Raw genomic sequence first — 19493 nt, forward strand, 5'->3', positions numbered from 1 at the left:
CTCTATAAGTTGTTTGGTATGTATCAGCTTTCAGGCAATGATTTGATAACACCTTCAATAAACCTGCTTATGGAACGCGCGTCCTGATTTGTAAGTCCGCCGCCAGGTTCGTAAACATCAGCGTTTGAAAGTCCCTGTACAGTGATATGTGAGGGATTGCTGCCGTTTACGCCGTAGCTTGAAGGAAATGCAACAGCTCTCATTATAAGGCTTACATCGTCGTCGTCAACGATGCCGTCGCAGTTTGCGTCGCCTAAAAGTGTAGGCTCGTCGAAGATTATCTCTTTGCCTGTGTAGTAGTATTCGGGTTGCTCTGCTTCGTGGAAATATACACGGAAATAATCCATAGAACCATTGAAGTAATCGCCTGCATGGCTGCGTGCTATATAGCAGCGTGTGAGCGGACTGAATGTCTGCTCGGGCAGGGTGGTTATCTTTGTGCTTCCGATAACTTGTCCGTTTATCAGGAGCTTTGCAGTATTATCGCTGATAATAACGCGAACGATATACCATTTGCCCTGTTCAAATTCTGTCCTTGATGTTATTTTTGAGTCGCCGATGCCGAATTCGGGTCTGCCGTTTTTATTTGCCGGTGTGAAGTACATTGAAGTACCGTTACCAAAGTCAAATACTCGCTGATCCGCTTTTCCGCCGCGCCAGAGTATGGAAGTGCATATCTCCATGTTCTTGTAGTCTACAAGAGTTTTATCGCAGATGATGTACTGATTTGTACCGTTAAAGGTTATAACTCCGTCTGCACTTGCACGTTTCTCCTGCCAGAGAGGTGCATTTCTGATTATGCCGTTTGTAGCACCGTATGTATCGTAGGCAAATACGTTGCTGTTGCGGTCAAACTCATAGCCTGCGTAGAGGCCGTCAGTGTAAGGGAGCTTTTTGTTGTATTCCTCTGATTCCTGCCAGCCGAAGGCTGCGCCGTGGGAAACAGAGCATTCGTTGTAAAAATCGCCGTCGAGAATAGCTTCACCTGAGGCAACTCCCTTTCCGTAGCAATAAGCAGTACCCTTTACGGTAGCGTTATCGGTAACGGAGTATTCATCGAGGAGGTAGGCATTGCCCATTACACGGGCATTCCCCGAAACAGAAGCACCTGCTGTTACAACGGCATTCTCGCCGATCTTAGCGTTTCCGCTGATAGTTGGTGTTGCCCACCAAAATCCGTAAACGCAGGCATAATCGCTTATTCTTGCGTTATCACTGATCTCGGCGTTGTTAACTACGGCGTGGTCTGTAATTACGACCTTGTCTCTGATGACAGAGTTTCCGAGTACCATTGCGTCCTGTCCGACGTAAACGGTATCATCTATCTCTACAGTATCGGCAACAAAGCCGCCGCCGTTGGGGTGGTTGTGACCTTCAATGCTTTTCTTGATATCGCGGTACATGGGAGAAGCTCCCTTGATGTCAAATTCGTAGGGATATCTGCGCTTGTAGTCACTTTTATTGTATGAGTATTCGTCGCCGTTTTCGGCCTTGTCGTACAGATTATTAGGTATTATTTCATCAGGTGTAGCTGCTACAGTAAGGTAAAGAGCAGTCTCTGTGCCGTCGAGGGCTATAGTCTTGGTACCTTCTGAGAAAAGGGAAGAATAGTAGGTCGTTCCGTCCTTTTTTTCCGTAACGAGACAAGCACGCCAGTCGGCTTCTTCAGCGTCTGAGATGCCGCGGAGTGTGACAGACACACGTCTTCCTTCGATATTGAGGGGGATAACATTCAGACCTGTCTGCATAGGAGCCTTTTCTTCGGGAACTATGTAGCAATTCTCCTTATCGGGAGCAGGTTCGGGCTGAGTGTATATGAGCTGCCATACGAAGGGATCTTCGAGGGATTTGCTGAGGGCTTCGTTATACAGCTCCTTATGCTTGAAATCGAGGGTAGCCATGTGTTTTGCGAAACTACCGATAAGATCTTTCATATCACAGCCTGAAATTCTTTCGATAGTATCGAACGGGTATTCATTGGGTTTTGCTTCGGTCTGAAGCCTCATGATGAAGTCCTTGCCCAGAGCGTCAAAATTGTCGGGATTTTCGGAAAGATACTGGAGGAATATCCACGCCTCATAGTACATTCTTCCGTGGGGGATTGTTAGATTCATATTTCTGAGATAGGGAAGGAAAAAATGTGTTGTAGGAGTTTCAAGGGAATCAAAATATTGTTCCTTGAACCAGTTTGCGACTGCTTCCCACCAAGGACCTGTGATAGTCTGGTCGGTCCAGCCTTTTGAGTGATAGGTAAGAACGTGTCCGTATTCGTGAGGGAGAGATGCTGAATCAGTACCGTCCAACTGCGTCATTGCAGCAGGATCACAGAAAATGTAGGCAAATCCTGTGAATGGTTCGGCACTCATGTATGCCCAGCCCTCCTCGAAATCGGGAAGTCCCGTTCTTGTAAGATAAATGTTGGTCTTGTACTTTTTCCCGTCGGGGGTGAAAACGGATTCAGAGGAGTCATTCATGCCAAGCTCTGTTGTATAGATTTCGCGGTATTTTTCAAGTTGATCGAGGTTGAGCTTGATGAACGTGTCATTGATTAGACCTGTCTGATCGTCATTGCCCCAGATGATCTGGAAATGTTGGGAAGTTGCAGTGTTGTACTTGTCCATGTAGTGCTGGTCGCCTGAGAAGTCGTGGTAATCTCGGCACAGATACTCTTCTTCTCCGGTTCCTGCTGCCACAACAGTGGTGCTCGGGAACCTGACAGTGCTTCCGACCAAAAGGAAGGAGGCAGCCGCAGCCAGCAGCCTTTTAAAGACCATTTGAATTCCTCCTTTTTTCGCGGAAAACGGGGAGGCGTTTACCGTTCTCCGATAAACTTACAACCATATTATACCACAAGTTATAGAAAAATTCAATAGTTTTTGTACAGATTATTTCAATTTTTTTTCCGGAATGTGAAGATTATCACTTTTTGCGCAGTTCCCAGAAGGCGAGAGCACTGGCTGCTGCAACGTTTAACGAGTCTACACCGTTCTGCATAGGTATCTTTATCGTATAGTCACAGGCAGAGATAGTTTCTGCTTTCAGACCGCTTCCTTCTGTTCCGAGAATGACCGCAAGCTTCTTTTCAGAGGTGAGCTTCGGGTCATCTATACTTACCGTGTCGTTTCTCAGTGCCATTGCGGCAGAAGCAAAGCCGTACTCCTCCAATACCTTGATATAGTATGGCGGCTTGCTGTCGAGATATGCCCACGGGAGCTGGAAAACAGTTCCCATGCTCACACGTATGGAGCGGCGGAAAAGAGGGTCACTGCATGAGGGAGTAAGCAGCACAGCATCGAAGCCGAGTGCCGCAGCCGAGCGGAATATTGCACCGATGTTAGTCTGGTTCATTATATCCTCAAGCACGGCTATCCTCTCGGCATTTTTGAGTATGCCTGCGGCATCGGGGAGAGGTTTGCGGCGCATAGCGCATAATACGCCCTGAGTGAGCTTATATCCTGTAAGAGCTGTAAGCACCTGCGATGCAGCAGTATACACAGGAATATCTTCACATAGTTCAATAATATTGTTTGGTTGTATATTAATATATTTACGTTCGCAAAGAACAGAAATCGGGGTATAACCTGAATTTAAAGCAGTTTTTATAACGTTAGGGCTTTCAGCCACGAAAATTCCCGAAGCTTCAAGCTCTTTTTCGGAGGTGTCCGTGTAGGGCATGAGCTCGGGAGCGGAAAGGTCGGATATTTCGATAATATTTGCCATAGCGTACTCCTTTGGGCATAATCAAGAAAAGCTGCCATTAAGGCAGCTTTCTGTGTGTATTTTATTTTACTTTTGTGAAGGTCTCTGACTTCTTTGAACCCTTGATTGTAAGCTTGTCGCCGTCTATCTTATACTTTGCAGTACCGCCGTCGCTTGAGAGATCCATGATAGCGGAATAGCCTGTTATTGTTATCTTGTCGCCCTTTGTCTTGTAATCGAAGAGGTCGTTGAAAACGAATTCACTGTGGTCGCCGTCGAATTCAAGAGTGATATTGATAGAATCGGGCACTTCATCGCTGCCCTTGGTTATTCCCTGCTTGATGCCGTCGTAAAGGAGACCGCCGTCAAGTGAATACTTTCCGTCGTAGCCGTCCTTGTCATCGAGCTTGGTCATAACGATCATTTCCTGACCTGATACGTCTATTGTTAATTTCTTTCCGTCTTCCTTGAAGTATTCCTTGGAAAGAGTTGTACCGCTTACATTGAAGCCGTCGTCTTCAAAGTGAAGGATAGATGAGCTGTCTGCGTAAACAGAGCCCTTTCCGTCCTTGAAAATAATACCGCCGTTTTTGATGCCTGAATTGTTGTCAAGGTCGTCGATAGACCATTTGCCTGATATGTCCTTACTTGATGAACTGCTGTTTCCGCATGAAGCGAAAGCACAAACAGCTAATGAACATACTGCGATAGATGAAATTATTCTTTTCATATACATACCCTCCGTAATTATATCTTAATATGTAATAACGTTCACTTTAAGCGAGCTTTATACAAGCATATATTGCCGCATATCAATCTACATTATATCATGGTGTTTTTTTAAATTCAAGTAAAAAACTGAAAAGTCGCCGAATTGCAATTAAAAAACGCTCTGCTATATTAAAAAAATGTTTCATTTGCACATAAAAACAGCGTCAATGCTTGACACAGCCTGCTATAAATGATAGAATTATGGCGTAAATGCAACTATCTGCGAAAACAGGAGGCGGTATATATGAAGTCTATCAAAGCATTGGCGGCTGCGCTGGTCTTTGCAGCAGTTTTACCCGTATCGGTCTGTGCCGACGGTGCGGTCATCATGGACTATAATAATGACAGCGTTGTTGATATATTTGATATGGTAAGTGCGAGGAAAAGCGGAGCTTCTGCGGCTGAGCTGAAAAATCTCGGCGGCTTTCTTCTCGGAAACGGCGTTGAAGTAATCCCCGAGGACGGCTATAAGCTCATCTGGAGCGATGAATTCAGCGGCAGTACCCTTGATATGAGCAAGTGGTCATACGAGCTTGGCAACTGGAAGCTGGACGACAACGGCAACTACGTTACCAACGGCTGGGGCAACAACGAGCAGGAGTTTTATACCGATAAAAATACTACAGTCAAAGACGGTATCCTTACCATTGCCGCAAGAAAGGAAAGCTATGTTGATGAGGTGCAGGGAGCTTACGATTATACCTCTGCGCGTATCAATACGGCTCATAAGTTCTCCACCTGCGGCGGAAAAATAGAGGTAAGGGCAAGATGCGACTCTGGAAAATCCCTGTGGCCTGCGATATGGATGCTGCCCGAGGAAAGCGTCTACGGCGGCTGGGCTTCGTCGGGCGAAATAGATATCATGGAGGGCTGGGGAAGCACTCCGGGGAAAATATGCGGAACTATCCATTTCGGCGGTGTATGGCCGAATAATACCTATCTTACCAACGATTACATATTCCCTGACGGCGACGGCACTCAGAACTGGCACACATACAGCATTGAGTGGGAACGCGGCGAGATACGCTGGTACGTGGACGGAAACCTTTACAGCACTCAGACTGACTGGCGCTCCGACGGCTTCAGCTATCCTGCGCCTTTTGACCAGAATTTCTATATTATCCTCAATTTCGCCGTGGGCGGACATTTTGACGGTATCGACGGCGTCTATGCAGAGCCAAATACCTTTGCGGACGGCGAAAAGCACTTCGATATAGATTACGTAAGAGTTTACGAAAAAACGGGTTCTGACTTTGTTCCGACAGAAATGAGCTCTCTGCCGCTGGATAATTACATGGAGGGCTCGGAGGCGACTATTTTCAATAAGGAGGGCTGTACTGTAGTCGATATCAAGAACGCAGGCTCTCTGGAGTACGCTGTTATGGGACTTCTCGGCGGACGAGAGGTAAAGGCAGGGGAAAAGCATACCATAAGCTTTGATATAAGCTCTACTGCTCAGCGCAGTATGGTGCTTACTGCCGAGGACAGCGCGTATACCCGATATCTTGACGAAAAACTGATACTTACTCCCGAAAAGAAACACTACAGCTTTGACGTAACGTTCCCCGCTGATATGAAGGCTGATATAAAGTTCCAGCTGGGAAATATCGACGATGCTGCGGCAATAGGAGCACATACGGTAACGATATCCGATATCTCATGGGATTGAGAAGAAAAATCAGAAAGAGCTGTTGCAGATGACGCACAGCTCTTTCTTTTACGCTCATCATAGCTTTTGTACGAAAAAAATGTTTTTTTTATATTTTTTTGGTTGAAATTGTTTGAGAAATGTGATATAATATTTTTATATAGATGCAAATTAGTTTTATAATGGACGAAATATCTGTTGTAAACACTGTCAGGAATGCCAATTTTGTGATCTGTGCATTGGCAGAAAATGACATGGTTCGTATCTGTTATACAAAATGAGCACAAAAAGTGGTTTGACACTTTTATGATATTCTGATATATTAATTTTGAGATGAAATGCTAAGGAGGTGCGCCATGAAGGAGCTTCTCACGAAACTCTGCGACAAGTATCTGCTCAATCTCGGACTTTTTACCGATCTGTGCCCGCTTGAGCGCGATATACTTTATCCTGTATGCGCAAGTGTATTCTGCGCAGCTGATGCGGAATTCGATCTCGCAAAATTCAAATCCAGTATGTCACTTATCAAGGCAAGCCCTAAGATGCTTTCCAGCTTCCGCAGTACAGTACGTCCGCTGATAGCCTCGCTTATGTCCGTAAGTGACGACCCGAGAGGCGAAATGCAGCAGTATCTTGAATGTTACGACATAATGCGGAAATACTTCACGAATTCGGAGCATCTTGCTCTTCTGTCAATGCTGTTTGCAAAGATAGTCCCTGCCGAAAGGGCTGAGGAATATATAAGACGCGGAAGGCAGATATTCGACAGAATGAAGAGAGAGCACCGTATCCTTACCACAAAGGAAAATATCGCCTTTGCTGTTATGCTGTCATTTTCGGAGAAGTCCGACGACAGTCTCATAGAGGATATGGAAGCAAGCTATAAGCTCCTCAAGCACAGCGATGCCAAGAACAGTATGCAGTCTGTATCGCAGGTCCTTGCAATGTCTGACGGCGTTCCCGAGGAAAAGTGCGCTAAGTTCAAGGAGCTCTATGACAGTATGCTCAAAAAGGGAAAGAAGTACGGCAAGCGTTATGAGCTTGCAATGCTGGCGGCTATGTCCATAGCTGATTTTGGCAGCAGTGAGATAATAGGCGACCTCAGCGATATTGAAGTATTTCTGTCTCAGCACAAGGCTGTTTTCGACCTTTCGGGCTTTGACGGTGACGAGCCTGTGTGCCACGCCTTTATGCTTCTGACAACTGCTTATGCAAGAGATATCAATATAAATGATGAACTGAAAAAACGTGTGCTTATGGCGGCAGGTCAGGCGGCTCTGTACTCATTTATGGTGTACAGTATGATGACCGTTGCACCTGTTGTGCCTGAATTATAATATATGCAGTATAAAACGCGATTATCCTATAAATGAACGGAGGTCATAAAAAATGAAGGCGGATAAGTACATTATCGGCAGTAAAAAAACGGATATACGCAAGCTTCCTACCAACAGCAAAGATGACGGTGTTGATAAGGAAGAGATAATCAGAAAATACGAGGAAAACAAGCTGGAGCTGGCGGCTCTTCAGGACAAGTTCTATGCTGATGCAAGAGAAGGCCTTATCGTTGTTATACAGGCGCTGGACGCTTCGGGCAAGGACTCGACTATAAAGAATGTTTTCAGCGGTATCAATCCGCAGGGAGTAAAGGTGCATTATTACAAGGCTCCTACTTCCGAGGAGCTCGCTCACGATTATCTCTGGAGGATACATCAGAATATTCCCCGCAGAGGCGAGATAGCCATATTCAACCGAAGCCATTACGAGGACCTTGTTACCGTACAGGCTGAGGATATATGGAAGGGCTATCATATGTCGGACAGAGTCCTCGATGATACAAAGAAGGACTTTTTCGAGAAGCGCTACGAGCAGGTGAACAATTTCGAGAAGTATCTCTATGAAAACAGCTACCGTGTTGTCAAGATATTCCTCCATGTATCAAAGGAGGAGCAGACAGGTCAGCTTCTGGAGCGTATCGAACTGCCCGAGAAAAACTGGAAATTCCGCGCCGATGACCTTAAAGTAAGGGATAAATACGACGCTTACCTTAAATGCTTCAACGATGTTATAAATAAGACTTCCACGAAGGAGTCGCCGTGGTACGTACTTCCGGGCGACCAGAGGTGGTATACGAGATATCTTGTTACAGAGATACTTCTTGACGCACTGAAGGCTTGCAAGCCTGAATATCCCGAGCTTCCTGCTGAGGAAAAGGCAAAGCTTGACGATTGCAGGAAGATACTCACCGAGGCTATGGCAGAGTACGAAGACGGAAAAACAGATAAAAAGTCGGAAAAGGAAGATAAAAAGTCCGCAAAATCCGAAAAAAAGACAAAGAAAAAGAGTAAAAAATAATATTTGTGCTCCTGCACTGACTATGATGCCAATATAGAAGTTTATACTGTTTATCGGGGGAAACCTTTCTGAATAAAGGCTTTCCCCGAACCTCTTTTTTTAAATGGGGCTTTAGATGGTGCAAAGCTGTTATATGGGTATCCGTTCGACGAATGGGAGTATTTGATAAACTGCTCATATTAAAAGTATATATGTCTCGGTATAGCATATGCTTATCCGTGAAAAATTCCTTTGGTGCAATACATATATACTTTTATGCGGATAGGTTGATATCAAGGGGATCGTGAAATATTTTACGATATGCTGTTGACTTGCAGAAAAAGATATGGTATAATTTTTATATACCATTATTATTTTATTATATGAGGAGGAGCTATGGGGAACAGTGAATACCGCAAGACAATTGACTATATACTTGACCTTATCAGAGGCGGAATGCTCCAGGTAGGGGACAAGCTGCCTACTGAACGAAGTATCTCGGAAAAACTCGGTATCAGCAGAAACACTGTCAGAGAGGCACTCAGAGGTCTTGAAATACTTGGGATTGTCAACGGAAAACAGGGCTCGGGAAATTATCTGACCGACAATATATCAGAGTCTATCGCTAAGGCTATGGACGTAATGCTGCTTATGAACAGGACATCAAAAGAAGAGATATGTTCTTTCAGAAGAAGCATGGAGAAAACTGTGTGCAGCTATCTTATAGGCAGAGGCTGCAGCAATGAGAACAAGCTCAATATAGTTGCGGCTCTCAACAGACTGAAGGAATCAGAGGGCACAAGCGAGAACTCCATTGCGGACAGGGATTTTCACTATTCGCTTATTTATGCTACCGAAAACAGCTTCTGGATAACCTTTATGAACGCTGTATCCGAGGTGTATATGAGGTGGATAGACAATTTCCTGATAACTGCCGATCATAGTATACAGATGCTGCTTCAGGAGAGCCATGAGAAAATGGTCCAGGGAATTATCACGGGCGATACAGAATTCTGCCTGAAGGCTATAGATTCACACTATGATATTATAGAGAATGGCTTTTGAGAAAAAGCGAAAGGATTTTATTATATTTATGAAAACTAAACGTATTATAGCAGCCGCAGCGGCTTTAATTTGCGCTGTCGGCGCATTTTCATGCGGAAAGAAAAAAGATGAAGGCTCAAAGGAGCAGGAAGTTACCACAGCTGCACAGACTGAGGAGCAGACTACAGAAGCTGCTGAAATAACATCGGAGCAGGCAACAGCTGACGATAACGATGAAGAGACAGACATCAACGATTATATATCCGTAACAGATGTTACTCCTGCCATGTGGAAGGTAACTGACCCTGCAACGGGCAATGAGCTCTATATGATGGGAACTGTTCATGTGGTCACAGAAAATACCTTCCCGCTTCCCGACTATGTAATGGACGTTTATAACAAATGCGACGGCGTAGCTGTTGAAATAAACATTAACAGCCTCATGTCGGATATGAGCCAGCTTCAGGAGTTCTACAGCAAAATGGTCTATACCGATGGAACTACCGTAAAGGATCACATTTCTGAGGAGACCTATGAAAAGATGAAGAACTTCCTTTCGGCAAAGGGTATGTATAATCCCATGTTTGAGACGTATACCGCAGGCTTCTGGGCTACGCAGATCGAGTCTTTAAGTATTTTGAGCATTGGAAATATCGACGAAAACGGCGTTGACTCAAAGTTCATAGCTATGGCTACCGAGGACGGCAAAAAGGTAGTTGATATCGAAAATATTGATATCCAGGCAAGCGTTATAACCTCTCTTTCAGACGATCTTTCGGATTACATGATAACCGAGACTATCGACAAAGCAGATGATCCGACAGGCTATACAAAGGAATTTGCCGAGCTCTATAACGCATGGGCTTCGGGCGATATTGACAAGCTTGACGAGGAGGACGATGAAGAGAATCTCCCCGAGGATCTTGAGGACGATTATGCGGACTATATGGACGTTATCCTTTACAAGCGCAACAAGGGCATGGCTGAAAAGGCTGAGGAATACCTCAAAAACGGCGATAAGTACTTCTTCATGGTAGGAAGTGCCCACTTCGCAGGCGATAAGGGTGTTGATGATATCCTCAAGGACAAGGGCTACACAGTTGAAAGAGTAGCTGCATGATAAAAGAAAAGACTGAGAACTTTCCGAAGCTTCTCAGTCTTTATTTTTTTTCGGATAAAAATAAGTCGCTCAAAAGACAAAAATGCACAAAAAAAGCACCTGTTTTTTGTGAAATCAGGTGCTTTCGATAAATCTTTTCATAGTCCCTTGACATTGGACAGGAACTGTATTATAATGTAATAATGTATCAATATGGAATAGTCTCGCTATTTTGCAAGATATTATAGCACATAATGCACAGCCTTGTCAATAGTTTTGGCGAAAAATTTTTTCATAGGATACGATAACAAACAAAAATATCTTCCGCTCACGCGCTGGACGCAGTCGGCGGAGGTAAAAAAATACAAGGAGGTTCCGCCTATGGTGAATGTTACACCTAAGCAGCTGGGAAAGAATGTCAGAATGAGCTTCGGTAAGATTACCGAGCCTCTGGAGATGCCGAACCTTATCGAGGTACAGAAGAACTCGTATAAGTGGTTCAAGGAAGAGGGTCTGCGCGAGGTATTCCGCGAGATGACCGCTATCACAGACTATAACGGCAATCTTGTCCTCAACTTCAAGGATTACCGATTTGACGACACTCCCAAGTATTCTCTCGCAGAATGTAAATCAAGAGGAGCTACCTATCAGGTCGCTATGAGAGCAACCGCTACACTTGCAAACAAGGAAACGGGTGCTGTCAGCGAGAGTGAGATCTATATGGGTGACTTCCCGCTCATGACCGACAGCGGTACCTTCGTTATCAACGGTGCCGAGCGTGTTATCGTATCACAGCTCGTTCGTTCACCCGGTGTTTACTACTCCTTCACAAAGGATAAGACAGGTAAAGACCTCTTCAGCTCACAGATAATCCCTAACCGCGGTGCTTGGCTGGAGTATGAACAGGATTCAAACGACGTAGTTTACGTTCGTATAGATAAAAACAGAAAAATACCGCTCACTACCTTCATCAGAGCTCTCGGCGAGGAGGGTACAGATGAGGAGATATTCGAGATATTCGGCGATGACGAGCGCCTGAGACAGACTATCCTCCAGAAGGATCAGACAAAGAACCGCTCAGATGCCCTTATCGACGTATACAAGAAGCTCCGTCCGGGCGAGCCTCCTACGGTAGAAAGTGCAGTTAGCCATCTCAATAACCTCTTCTTTGAGGCTAAGAGATACGATCTCTGCCGTTTCGGACGCTACAAGTACAACAAGAAGCTGGGTATTGCTTCAAGACTTTCGGGCAGAACTCTTGCAGAGCCTATCATCAACGAGATGACAGGCGAGATCCTCGCAGACGCAGGTGAGACTCTTACCTACGACAAGGCTTGCGAGATCGAGCAGGCAGGTGTTTACAGCGCATTCGTAACTGTTGAAGCCAAGGAATACTACACCGACGACCGCGGAGAGACTTCTATCCGCATGGTTGAAAAGACCGTAAAGGTAATCGGTAACGGTATGGTAGACATCAAGGGCTATGTTGACTTTGATGCCGAGAAGTACGGCATCAACGAGAAGGTATCCTTCAATGTCCTCAAGGACATCATCGACAATGCCGCTGATGCAGACGAGCTTGAAGAGACTGTAAAGAAGAAGGCAGACGAGCTTTCTCCAAAGTACATCACTCTTGACGATATCAAGGCTTCTATCAGCTACTTCCTCAACCTCTGCGAGGGTGTTGGTACTGTTGACGATATCGACCACCTGGGCAACAGACGTATCCGTTCCGTAGGTGAGCTTCTCCAGAACCAGTTCCGCATCGGTTATACAAGAATGGAGCGCGGTATCCGTGAGAGAATGAACCTCCAGACTCAGGACGTTAATACCCTTACTCCACAGACTCTTATCAATATCAGACCTATTTCTTCAGCTATGAAGGAGTTCTTCTGCTCCTCACCACTTTCACAGTTCATGGATCAGAACAACCCTCTTGCTGAGCTTACTCATAAGAGACGTCTTTCAGCTCTCGGACCCGGTGGTCTTTCAAGAGACCGTGCAGGATTTGAGGTTCGTGACGTTCACTACAGCCATTACGGAAGAATGTGTCCTATTGAGACCCCTGAAGGTCCTAACATCGGACTTATCTCCTATCTGGCTACATTTGCAAGAATAAATGAATACGGCTTTATCGAGGCTCCTTACAGAAAGGTAGACAAGACTACAGGAGTTGTTACAAACGAAGTAGTTTACATGACTGCCGATATGGAGGATAACTTCGTAGTTGCTCAGGCTAACGAGCCTCTCACAGACGACGGAAAGCTTGCAAGACCCCGTGTTAATGCACGTTACCGTGAGCAGATCCTCGAGTGCCCGAGAGAAAACGTTGACTACATGGACGTTTCTCCTAAGATGGTCGTTTCAGTCGCTACCTCAATGATCCCGTTCCTCGAAAACGATGACGCTAACCGTGCCCTCATGGGTTCAAACATGCAGCGTCAGGCTGTTCCGCTCCTCAAGACAGAGCGTCCTTTCGTTGGTACAGGTATGGAGTACAAGGCTGCTGTTGACTCCGGTGTATGCGTAGTATCAGACTATGACGGAAAGATCACCTATGTTGATGCAGACAAGATCACTATGGTTGATACAGACGGTGTTGAGCACAAGTATGAGCTTATCAAGTTCAAGCGTTCAAACCAGGGTACCTGTGTAAACCAGAGACCTATCGTACTTGCAGGCGAGCAGGTAAAGAAGGGACAGGTGCTTGCAGACGGTCCTGCTACCGCTGACGGAGAGATCTCACTCGGTAAGAATGCTCTCATCGGCTTCATGACATGGGAAGGTTACAACTACGAGGACGCTGTTCTCCTTAACGAGCGCCTTGTAAGAGAAGATGTATTCACATCAGTTCATATAGAAGAATACGAGATCGAGTGCCGTGATACAAAGCTCGGACCCGAAGAGATCACAAGAGATATCCCGAATGTGGGCGATGATGCTCTTGCAAATCTTGACGAGAACGGTATCATACGCATCGGTTCGGAAGTTAATTCAGGCGATATCCTCGTTGGTAAGGTTACACCTAAGGGTGAAACAGAACTTACAGCCGAGGAAAGACTCCTCCGTGCTATCTTCGGTGAGAAGGCAAGAGAAGTCCGCGATAATTCACTTAAAGTACCTCACGGTGAATCAGGTGTCATCGTTGATGTCAAGGTATTCACACGCGATAACTGTGACGAGCTTTCAGCAGGCGTAAATATGCGTGTTGTATGCTATATCGCTCAGAAGCGTAAGATCACTGTCGGCGATAAGATGGCCGGTCGTCACGGTAACAAGGGTGTCGTTTCACGTATACTCCCTGAGGAGGATATGCCATTCCTTCCGGACGGTACACCTCTCGACATCGTGCTCAATCCTCTCGGCGTTCCTTCACGAATGAACATCGGACAGGTACTTGAAGTACACCTCGGTATGGCTTGTAAGGCTCTTGGCTGGCACATCATGACTCCTGTATTCGACGGCGCACACGAAGGCGATATCCGTGAATGCTTCAAGATGGCTAATGAGCACGCTCAGGAGCACAAGGACGATATGTTCGAGCTCAAGGCTATGGATAAGGTAATCAATCCTAATGCTCTCGAATTCACTGAGGATTGTAAATTCACACTCTATGACGGACGTACAGGTGAAAAGTTCGATAACCGCGTAACTGTGGGCTATATGTACTACCTCAAGCTCCACCACCTCGTTGATGATAAGATCCACGCACGTTCAGTCGGTCCGTATGCTCTCGTTACACAGCAGCCTCTGGGCGGTAAAGCTCAGTTCGGCGGACAGCGTTTCGGAGAAATGGAAGTTTGGGCACTCGAAGCTTACGGTGCTGCTTATACTCTCCAGGAGATCCTTACTGTCAAGTCTGACGATACTATCGGACGTGTAAACACATATGAGGCTATCGTAAAGGGTCAGAACGTTCCTACACCTGGTATCCCTGAGTCATTCAAGGTACTTATCAAGGAAATGCAGTCGCTCTGTCTCGATGTCAAGGTTCTTGATATCAATCAGGAAGAGATCGACCTCAAGCAGAACTTCGACGACGAAGATCCGATGCCTTCACGCGAGTCATTCTCTGATGAGGATACTGCTGACAGCACAAGCTACTCAGACAGCGATATGGAAGACGCAGGCTTCGGCTTTGAGGACGACGAGAACGGCGATCTTGATGATGACTTCGACGGCGTTGACAAGGACGATGAGTTCAGCTTCGATGAGGGCGAGGACGACGATGACTTCGGCTTCGGCGATGATGAAGAGGAAGGAGATCTCTTCGACAGCTTCGATATCGACGATCCCTCCGACGAGGACTAATATAAATCCGAAAATATGATCCGCGGCGCGGCTTATAATGCCGCAGTCCGCGTAACGATGTAAATTTGCAGGAGGTAGCATGGAATTTACAACTTTTGAATCAATAAAGATCGGTCTTGCTTCGCCTGAACAGATCAGAAGCTGGTCTTACGGTGCGGTTGAAAGACCTGAAACTATAAATTACAGAACTCAGAAGCCTGAGCGTGACGGCCTTTTCTGTGAAAGGATATTCGGACCTACAAAGGACTGGGAGTGTCACTGCGGAAAGTTCAAGAAGATACGCTTTAAGGGCAAGATCTGTGACCGCTGCGGTGTTGAGGTCACAAGAGCAAGAGTAAGAAGAGAGAGAATGGGTCACATAGAGCTGGCTGCTCCTGTTTCTCATATCTGGTACTTCAAGGGCACACCTTCAAGAATAGGTCAGGTGCTTGAGGTTTCTCAGAAGAGACTGGAGGAAGTTCTCTACTTCACAAAATATATCGTTACCGATCCGGGTAACACAGAGCTTATCAAGAAGCAGCTCCTCTCAGAGAAGGAGTATCTCTCATACCTCGAAAAGTACGGAGATGACTTCAAGGCTGAAATGGGTGCAGAGGCTATCAGAAAGCTCCTCAATGAGTACGACCCTGCAAGATACGACACTCACAAGCAGAGACTTATCGAAATGGGTAAGGTTTCTCTCGGCGGCAAGAAGATCGAGTGCTTCAACAAGCCTACAGAGTGTGAGTGCGAGGAGTGCCAGAAGTTCAGAGAGCTGGAGGACATCGACTGGAGAAACAATCTCGAGATCGTTGCAGACGACCTCAAGGCTGAACTGGTAGGACTTCCAAGCGGACAGAAGAAGGTCAAGCTCCTCAAGAGATTACAGATAATCGAGGCATTCCGCCTCTCAGGAAACAAGCCTGAGTGGATGATACTCAGCGTTGTTCCTGTTATCCCGCCTGATATCCGTCCTATGATAATGCTGGACGGCGGTCGTTACGCTACATCAGACCTTAACGACCTCTACAGAAGAGTTATCAACAGAAACAACCGTCTGAAGAGAATGTTAGAGCTTGACGCTCCTGACATCATCGTAAGAAACGAGAAGCGTATGCTTCAGGAAGCTGTTGACGCTCTTATCGACAACGGCAGACACGGCAGACCTGTTACAGGTCCAAGCAATCGTGCTCTCAAGTCACTTTCAGATATGCTTAAAGGTAAGCAGGGACGTTTCCGTCAGAACCTCCTCGGTAAGCGTGTTGACTACTCAGGACGTTCGGTTATCGTCGTAGGACCTGAGCTGAAAATGTATCAGTGCGGTCTTCCTAAGGAAATGGCTCTCGAACTCTTCAAGCCTTTCGTACTGAAGAGACTGGTTGACAAAAAGGCTATCGCTAATATAAAGAGCGCAAGAAAGCTCATCGAGCGCGCTGACAATAAGGTTTGGGACGCACTTGAGGACGTTATCAAGGATCACCCTGTAATGCTCAACCGTGCCCCCACGCTCCATAGACTTGGTATCCAGGCATTCGAGCCTATCCTCGTTGAGGGTCGTGCTATCAAGCTCCACCCACTGGTATGCTCTGCGTTCAACGCTGACTTCGACGGCGACCAGATGGCTGTACATCTTCCTCTTTCAGCTGAGGCTCAGGCAGAAGCAAGATTCCTTATGCTTGCTGCTAATAACCTGCTCAAACCGTCAGACGGTAAGCCTGTTGCCGTTCCTTCACAGGATATGGTACTCGGTTCTTACTACCTGACAATGGATAAGCCGGGTGAACCCGGTGAGGGCAAGGTATTCCGCGATGTGAACGAGGCTCTCATGGCTTACAATGAGCACGATGTATCCCTCCACGCTAATATCAAGGTAAAGATCACCAAGGATATCGGCGACAAGAAGGTTTCAAAGATCATTGACGCTACTGTGGGAAGACTTATCTTCAATGAGAATATCCCTCAGAACCTTGGCTATGTTGACAGAACAAATTCTGATAAGCAGTTCGATCTCGAGGTTGCTTTCCTTGTTGGCAAGAAGCAGCTTTCAGATATCATCGAGCGTTGTATAAAGATACACGGCACAACAACTACTTCCGAAGTTCTTGACCGTATCAAGGCTCTCGGTTATAAGTATTCAACAAGAGCAGCTCTTACTGTTGCTGTTTGTGACGCTACAATTCCTCCTCAGAAGAAGGAGATACTTGCTCAGGCTGATGAAGAGGTCGCTCAGATCACTTCCGAGTATGAGTACGGTTATATCTCCGAGCAGGAGAAAACAAAGAAGATCATCGCTCTGTGGACAAATACTACAGACGAGGTTACTAAGAAGCTTAAAGAGAACTTCGACAGATACAATCCTATCTGGATGATGGCTGACTCCGGTGCCCGTGGTTCTATCTCACAGATCCGTCAGCTTGCAGGTATGCGTGGACTTATCGCCAATACCTCAGGTACCGTTATCGAGATCCCGATCAGAGCTAACTACCGTGAAGGTCTTAACATCTTGGAGTACTTTATCGCTTCTCGTGGTGCGAGAAAGGGTCTTGCTGATACCGCTCTCCGTACCGCTGACTCAGGTTACCTTACACGTCGTCTTGTTGACGTTTCTCAGGACGTTATCATTCGTGAGGAGGACTGCGGTACTACAGAAGGTATCGAGGTATTCGAGATCAAGAACGGCAACGAAGTCGTTGAGCCGTTCGATGAGCGTCTTGTCGGCAGATTCCTTGCTGAGGATCTCCGCGACGAGTCAGGTGAGCTTATCGTTTCACGCAACAAGCTCATCAATGATGCAGACGCTAAGAAGATCATTGACTCAGGCGTTGAGAGGATCAAGATCCGCTCTGTACTCACCTGTAAGTCAAGAACCGGCGTTTGTGCTAAGTGCTACGGTGCTAACCTTGCATTCAATAATATCGTTTCAGTCGGTGAAGCTGTCGGCGTTATCGCTGCTCAGTCTATCGGTGAGCCTGGTACACAGCTTACCATGAGAACCTTCCATACCGGTGGTGTTGCTTCTGCCGATGCTGAAGATATCACACAGGGTCTTCCACGAGTTGAAGAACTTTTCGAGAGCAGACGTCCTAAGGGTGCTGCTATCCTTTCCAGAATTTCAGGTAAGATACACATCGAAGAGATCAAGACTACAAGAAATATCATCGTTTCAAATGACGAGACAGGCGAGTCTGAGAGCTACATGATCCCATATAACCTCAAGATCAGAGTTCAGGAAGGCGAGACTATAGAAAAGGGTACAAGACTTACCGAAGGTAATATCTACCCTGCTGATATCCTTAATATCCTCGGTACACAGGCTGTTCAGAACTACATCATCAATGAAGTTCAGAAGGTTTACCGTTTACAGGGTGTTGATATCAACGATAAGCATATCGAAGTTATCGTTCGTCAGATGCTCCGCAAGATCAAGGTAGAGGAGACTGGCAGCAGCTATCTGCTTCCGGGTACTCTTGTTGACAGCAAGGAGATCGACATTATCAATGAAGAGCTTCAGGCTCGTATCGACGCAGGCGAGTACGACGTACAGCTTGTTAAGACAAGTCCTGTTCTTCAGGGTATCACTAAGGCATCTTCAAATTCAGACAGCTTCATGTCAGCAGCTTCATTCCAGGAGACTACAAAGGCTCTCACTGATGCTGCTATCAGAGGTAAGAGCGACCGACTCCTCGGACTCAAGGAGAACGTTATCATCGGTAAGCTCATCCCTGCCGGTACAGGTATGGAGTGCTACAGAAACGTTGAGGTCGTTAAGAACGAAGGCTACGGCGAGCACAATACTGCTGCTCCTATGGCTAATCAGATATAACATTTATTCTCCCGAGGTCTCAAGGCTTCGGGAGACTTATTTTTAATGCGGAATTCGGAATTAAGTGTGCCGTAAGCGAAGTACAATTAACGATTTTGGAAAGAGTGAGCGAGTTTACGAGCGACAACGTGGCAAGGGTGCAGCGCCACGCTGCTTTCTATAATAGGGCTGAAAAAAGGGAAAAATCAATGGGAAACCATTGATTATTGAAAAAATTTTTCTGTAAATCTGCGTTTTGCATAAATTGATACAGCTCAGTTTGTAGGATAAGTACATAGGAGGTTTGCTATGGAATTGAAAAGAATCGGCGCGGAGGAGTGCGAAAAGCTCTGGAAAATGCAGGTTGAAGCCTTTTCGGAGCTCCTTGAAAAGTATCAGGACTACGATATAAGCCCTGCAAATGAGCCTATGAGCCGTGTTGAGGAGAGACTTCGGCAGTCCTTTACATATTATTACTTTATAATGGACGGCGAGACAGCCGTGGGAGCTATCCGTGTGGTCGATATGAAGGACGGCAGCCGTAAGCGTATCTCTCCAATATTTATAATGAAACAGTTCCGCGGAAAGGGCTATGCTCAGCAGGCTATCAGGGCTGTTGAGGCGCTTCACGGCAGGGAAAACTGGGCTCTTGGTACTATTTTGCAGGAGGACGGGAATTGCTGCCTCTACGAAAAAATGGGCTATCGTCAGACAGGTGAGACTGAGGTCATTAACGAGAGAATGACTATCGTAAATTACGCTAAATAGCCCTTAGCCCTTAGCCGTTAGCCTGTAGGTAGTCACCC

11 protein-coding genes are annotated in these 19493 nt (G+C 46.1%); 8 read left to right on the top strand and 3 right to left on the bottom strand.

Annotated elements, in window-relative coordinates; genetic code table 11:
• Positions 1 to 23 precede the first annotated feature (23 nt).
• The 3 genes from BUB28_RS06705 to BUB28_RS06715 form a co-directional block, all read right to left on the bottom strand.
• Complete coding sequence (locus BUB28_RS06705; protein WP_072950060.1) at positions 24 to 2774, bottom strand: DUF6055 domain-containing protein; 2751 nt, start codon at positions 2772 to 2774, stop codon at positions 24 to 26.
• Positions 2775 to 2919: 145 nt separating this feature from the next.
• Positions 2920 to 3720: a TrmH family RNA methyltransferase gene (locus BUB28_RS06710; RefSeq protein ID WP_072950062.1), complete on the bottom strand. Its 801-nt coding sequence runs from the start codon at positions 3718 to 3720 to the stop codon at positions 2920 to 2922.
• A 61-nt stretch (positions 3721 to 3781) separates the two neighbouring features.
• Complete coding sequence (locus BUB28_RS06715) at positions 3782 to 4429, bottom strand: META domain-containing protein (protein ID WP_072950064.1); 648 nt, start codon at positions 4427 to 4429, stop codon at positions 3782 to 3784.
• Positions 4430 to 4714: 285 nt separating this feature from the next.
• Here BUB28_RS06715 and BUB28_RS06720 point away from each other — a divergent pair, with 285 nt between their 5' ends.
• From BUB28_RS06720 to BUB28_RS06755, 8 genes are all read left to right on the top strand, one after another.
• Positions 4715 to 6139, top strand: a complete 1425-nt coding sequence (locus BUB28_RS06720) for a glycoside hydrolase family 16 protein (RefSeq protein ID WP_072950065.1) — start codon at positions 4715 to 4717, stop codon at positions 6137 to 6139.
• Positions 6140 to 6474: 335 nt separating this feature from the next.
• The gene (locus tag BUB28_RS06725) at positions 6475 to 7455 is read left to right on the top strand and encodes a DUF4003 family protein (protein ID WP_072950067.1); all 981 of its coding nucleotides are present in this window, start codon (positions 6475 to 6477) and stop codon (positions 7453 to 7455) included.
• A gap of 52 nt (positions 7456 to 7507) precedes the next feature.
• Positions 7508 to 8473 carry a PPK2 family polyphosphate kinase gene (locus tag BUB28_RS06730; RefSeq protein ID WP_072950068.1) on the top strand — a complete coding sequence of 322 codons (966 nt, stop codon included), beginning with the start codon at positions 7508 to 7510 and terminating at the stop codon, positions 8471 to 8473.
• A gap of 375 nt (positions 8474 to 8848) precedes the next feature.
• Entirely contained in the window at positions 8849 to 9517 is a 669-nt protein-coding gene (locus BUB28_RS06735; RefSeq protein ID WP_072950069.1) for a FadR/GntR family transcriptional regulator, read from the top strand.
• 28 nt (positions 9518 to 9545) lie between these two features.
• Positions 9546 to 10616 carry a TraB/GumN family protein gene (locus BUB28_RS06740; RefSeq protein ID WP_072950352.1) on the top strand — a complete coding sequence of 357 codons (1071 nt, stop codon included), beginning with the start codon at positions 9546 to 9548 and terminating at the stop codon, positions 10614 to 10616.
• A 360-nt stretch (positions 10617 to 10976) separates the two neighbouring features.
• The gene (rpoB, locus tag BUB28_RS06745) at positions 10977 to 14906 is read left to right on the top strand and encodes a DNA-directed RNA polymerase subunit beta (protein ID WP_072950071.1); all 3930 of its coding nucleotides are present in this window, start codon (positions 10977 to 10979) and stop codon (positions 14904 to 14906) included.
• A 79-nt stretch (positions 14907 to 14985) separates the two neighbouring features.
• Positions 14986 to 18708, top strand: a complete 3723-nt coding sequence (gene rpoC / locus BUB28_RS06750) for a DNA-directed RNA polymerase subunit beta' (RefSeq protein WP_072950073.1) — start codon at positions 14986 to 14988, stop codon at positions 18706 to 18708.
• Between the two features lie 288 nt (positions 18709 to 18996).
• Positions 18997 to 19455 carry a GNAT family N-acetyltransferase gene (locus BUB28_RS06755; RefSeq protein WP_072950074.1) on the top strand — a complete coding sequence of 153 codons (459 nt, stop codon included), beginning with the start codon at positions 18997 to 18999 and terminating at the stop codon, positions 19453 to 19455.
• Positions 19456 to 19493: the final 38 nt, after the last annotated feature.

The organism is Ruminococcus flavefaciens (assembly GCF_900143025.1).
In the GTDB taxonomy this organism is placed as follows: domain Bacteria; phylum Bacillota; class Clostridia; order Oscillospirales; family Ruminococcaceae; genus Ruminococcus; species Ruminococcus flavefaciens_I.